Below are 621 nucleotides of genomic sequence, written 5' to 3'. Positions count from 1 at the left end.
CTTTGTATGGGACAATTTTTTAAAAGCAATTCTCCAATGTTTTAATATGAATAGACTTTAAGTATTTAAGGAACAAATTAGAATTGATTTTAAAATTAGTTAAAAAATTGCGTAAGGAATCAAGACCAAGTCTAAAGAAAGAATTTTGAGGTCTTTTTTGATTACGTAATTTTTTAAGAGGGATTGTTTTTAGGTGGGCTTTCCACTCCCCAATTTTATGAGCCCATACGAAACCAATAGCAAGAAGAGCAATAAATTTTTCAATCCGACTTTTATCGACTATATGGGTTTCTTCAAATCGCCATCCACGAGATTTTAAGGCACAAAAGAGCGCCTAACCCGCTTATAACGTGAAGCAATCAGAGATTCACTCTGCATGGCTACAGCTATTTCGCTTAAATTAATACTACGCACCGTAAATAATGCCAGTAACATTTGTGCAAAACAATCCAATCGAGACTTGTGCCACTTTAATTGTTGACCTAATATGCACGTTAACATCGCTGATGTATTTCATTTAAAACTCCTTTTTTCGACGAAAGAATTGTATGAAATATTTTAAAAATCAGCGAGTTATTTATTCAAAGCCGCTTCTTTTCTAAAAAATTGTCCCGTACAAAG

The 621-nt window shown here is 33.2% G+C and carries 1 protein-coding gene; it reads right to left on the bottom strand.

All coding sequences use genetic code 11. The features are described 5' to 3' along the window. Positions 1-315 precede the first annotated feature (315 nt). Complete coding sequence (locus E1O52_RS13395; protein ID WP_133129057.1) at positions 316-501, bottom strand: hypothetical protein; 186 nt, start codon at positions 499-501, stop codon at positions 316-318. Positions 502-621: the final 120 nt, after the last annotated feature.

It is taken from the genome of Legionella nagasakiensis, from assembly GCF_900639915.1.
GTDB lineage: Bacteria > Pseudomonadota > Gammaproteobacteria > Legionellales > Legionellaceae > Legionella_A > Legionella_A nagasakiensis.
This window is presented reverse-complemented; position numbering and strand designations above follow the sequence as displayed.

What these genes read in the sequence shown, in the direction of transcription:
- E1O52_RS13395 (WP_133129057.1), bottom strand. Translation starts at nt 501, where the DNA reads ATGTTAACGTGCATATTAGGTCAACAATTAAAGTGGCACAAGTCTCGA.